Origin of the sequence: Halorubrum sp. CBA1125 (assembly GCF_009742825.1) — an archaeon.
GTDB lineage: Archaea > Halobacteriota > Halobacteria > Halobacteriales > Haloferacaceae > Halorubrum.
The window spans coordinates 1-2,883 of the sequence record NZ_WPCE01000269.1 but is presented as its reverse complement, the minus strand read 5'-3'; the positions used below and the strand labels follow the sequence as shown (position 1 = coordinate 2,883).

General features: G+C 71.8%; 3 protein-coding genes and 1 pseudogene. 1 reads left to right on the top strand and 3 read right to left on the bottom strand.

Features of this window, described 5'->3' with window-relative positions:
• Positions 1-43 precede the first annotated feature (43 nt).
• Positions 44-343 (top strand): DUF3194 domain-containing protein, encoded by a 300-nt coding sequence (locus GJ633_RS15465; protein ID WP_156589503.1) that lies wholly within the window; start codon positions 44-46, stop codon positions 341-343.
• A gap of 114 nt (positions 344-457) precedes the next feature.
• On the opposite strand, the pseudogene GJ633_RS15460 reads toward GJ633_RS15465, so the two are convergent.
• From GJ633_RS15460 to GJ633_RS15450, 3 genes and pseudogenes are all read right to left on the bottom strand, one after another.
• Positions 458-1,922 (bottom strand): annotated as a pseudogene (locus tag GJ633_RS15460) (FAD-dependent oxidoreductase).
• Between the two features lie 79 nt (positions 1,923-2,001).
• A complete protein-coding gene (locus GJ633_RS15455; RefSeq protein WP_156589502.1) occupies positions 2,002-2,529 on the bottom strand; it encodes an RNA-binding protein in 528 nt (175 codons plus the stop codon).
• Positions 2,530-2,548: 19 nt separating this feature from the next.
• Positions 2,549-2,737, bottom strand: a complete 189-nt coding sequence (locus GJ633_RS15450) for a DUF1918 domain-containing protein (protein ID WP_156589501.1) — start codon at positions 2,735-2,737, stop codon at positions 2,549-2,551.
• Positions 2,738-2,883 lie beyond the last annotated feature (146 nt).

Genomic DNA, 2,883 nt, shown 5'->3' with positions numbered 1-2,883 from the left:
GATGGGCCCGGGCGGTCCGGGCGCGGGCGGCGCGTAAGCCCCGATGAGCCACGACGCGGGCGACGGTCCCGACGTCGACGAGCCGACGAGCGACGGTCCGACCGACGACGAGGTCGTCCAGACCGCCGCCGAAGCGGCCGAGGGCATCGTCTTCAAACACTACGACCAGTCGACGGTGACCGACCTCGACGTCACCGTGACGTTCGAAGACGGGGTCCTCGACGTCGACGTCTACCTGAACGTCCCCGACGACGCCGATGCCGACCCCGACGCGGTCGCGCGCGAGGCGGCCGAGACCGCCGGCGAGGCGGTCGACGAGCTGTTCGCGGCGTCGGAGCGGTGACGGCCGGGGAGACGGCGGGCGGTGGCGGCTCCAGCCGCTCTCGACTTCGTCGGTCACGACGCTGTCGCGACCGGCCCCGACTCCCCACCGTCGGCGACGTTTCTTCAGCGCCGGTCAGTCGTCGAGCGACCCGTTGAGTACCTTCGCGGCCACGAGGATCGGGTCCCACACCGGGCTGAACGGCGGGGCGTACGCGAGGTCCAGCCGTTCGACCTCGGCGACGGTCATGTCGGCCTCGATCGCGGTCGCGAGCGTGTCGATCCGCACCGCGGCGCGGTCGGGACCGACGATGCTTCCGCCGACGAGCCGGCCGGTGTCGCGGTCGGCGACGAGCGTTACGTCGGTCGGCGCGGCGCCCGGGTAGTACCCCGACCGCGAGCCCGCGGTCACGGTCTCGCTGACGGGGTCGAACCCGGCGTCTCGGGCCGCCTCGGGGTCCGTGATCCCGACCCGACCGCACTCCATGTCGAACGCCTTCACGACCGCCGTCTCGGCGACGTCGCCGACCGGCGTGGGGTCGCCCGCGACGGTCGCCCCGATGGCCCGCCCGGCCCGGTTCGCGGTGAGCCCGAGCGGCATCCACGTCTCCTCGCCCGTCACCGCGTGAGTCGCGGTCGCGCAGTCGCCGGCGGCGTACACGTGGGGGAGATTCGTCCGCCCGTGATCGTCAGTGCGGATCGCGTCCCCTTCGCCGAGTTCCACCCCGGTCCCGTCGAGCAGCTCCGTGTTCGGTCGGATGCCGACGCCGACGACCGCCATCTCCACTGGAACCGTCTCGATCCGATCGTCGCCGGCGTCGGCGTCGCTCGCTCCGCGCTCGATCCGGACCGCCTCGATCCGGTCGTCGCCGACGAGCGCGTCGACCGGCGCGTCGGTGTGGACGGTCACGTCCCGGGCGTCGAGTTCGTCCGCGGCGCGCTCGCCGACCGCCTCCCCGAACGGCGGGAGGAGGTGCGACGAGCGCTGGAAGAGGTGGACGTCGAGTCCGCGACCGGACAGCGCCTCCGCCATCTCGACGCCGACGTACCCGCCGCCGACGATCGCGGCGGACTCGGGAGCGGGCTGGGCGGCGTTTCGCTCGACCCGGTCTCGGTCCACGGCGCTCACGTCGGCGCGCTCGGGGTCGTAGTCGTCCGGTTCGGCGATGTACGCGTCGATCGCGGCCGCGGCGTCCATGTGGTGGAGCGTGAACGCGCCGTCGAGTCCGTCGACGTCGAATCCACCGGTGGTCGCCCGACCGCCGGTCGCGACGAGGAGGTCGGCGTACGGCTGTTCGAACGCCTCTCCCTCCGCGGTCTCCACTCGCACCCGGGCTTCCTCCGGATCGACCGCGACGACCTCGTGGCCGCGCCGGAGGTCGATCCCCCCGCTCGTCGACCTCGCTCGGGGACAGCGAGAGGAGGTCCGAGAGCCGCTCGACGCGTCCCTCGACGAAGTACGGCATGCCGCAGTACGCGTAGGAGATCCACCGGCCCTTCTCGAAGACGACGACCTCGCGGTCCGGCGCCTCGCGACGGAACTTGCTGGCCGCGCTCAGCCCGGCCGCGTCGGCACCCACGACGACGAACGGATCGCTCATGGGTGGCGATCGCGGCGAGGCGACAAAAAGTCACGTCGCCGGTTCGCGACGGGCGCTCAACCGCGTCCACCGCGGCCGATCAGGTGTCGTCGTCGCTGGTTTCGTCGTCGTCTCCACCGTCGCCGTCGCGATCGTCCGCGTCTCCCCGGCCGTCCGCGGCCGCTTCGGCGTCGTCGCCGTCGGCCAGCCGCGCGAGCGTCTCGCGAGCGTTCTCGACGGCGGCCGGCTTCTTCGCCGGGTACGCCTCGACCTTCGCGCGGACCGTGATCCCGGGACCGAGCCGAACCTCCCCGCGGAACGCCGCCTGCTTGTCGACGCGCAAGAACAGCGCGCAGTTGTCGTCGACGCGCTGGTCGAGCTCGTCGATCACGCGGTCGATGTCGTCGAGCGCCGAGAGCCGGTCGAGCACGTGGCGCATCCCGTCGGCGTTCTCGATCCGGGCGGAGAGCACCACGATACGGTCGCCGTGGTGGCCGACGTTCTCGACGCGGTCGATCTCGGCGTCCTCCGGAAGAAACGTCCGCAGGGCGTCTTCGACCCGCGTTTCGTCCTCGGTCGCGTACGCGAACGCGCGGAGGTCAACGTAGTGGAACGGGACTGCGGGCATACGGGTCGAACCGGAGGGGTTACTCCTCGCTCTCGACGGGCTCGAGGGCGTCCTCGGGAACGCCGGTCTCCTGGCCGTCCTCGAAGCTGACGGTGTAGGTCGCCTCGCCGAACATCGTCTCCATCACCTGCGTGATCGTCCCCGCTTCGCCGTCGTACTCGCTGTGTTTGTCGTGGAGCACGACCTCGTCTTCCTTCTCGAAGCTCATGGCGAATCGTTCCGCCGGCGCAGTTAAAAGCGCGTGGATCCCGGTCGCGCGGGCCCGGTCATCACACCACGAACAACGCCGCGCCGGCTCGGTCACCACGCCGCGAGCAACGCCGCGCCGACCCGATCACCACGCCGCGAGCAACG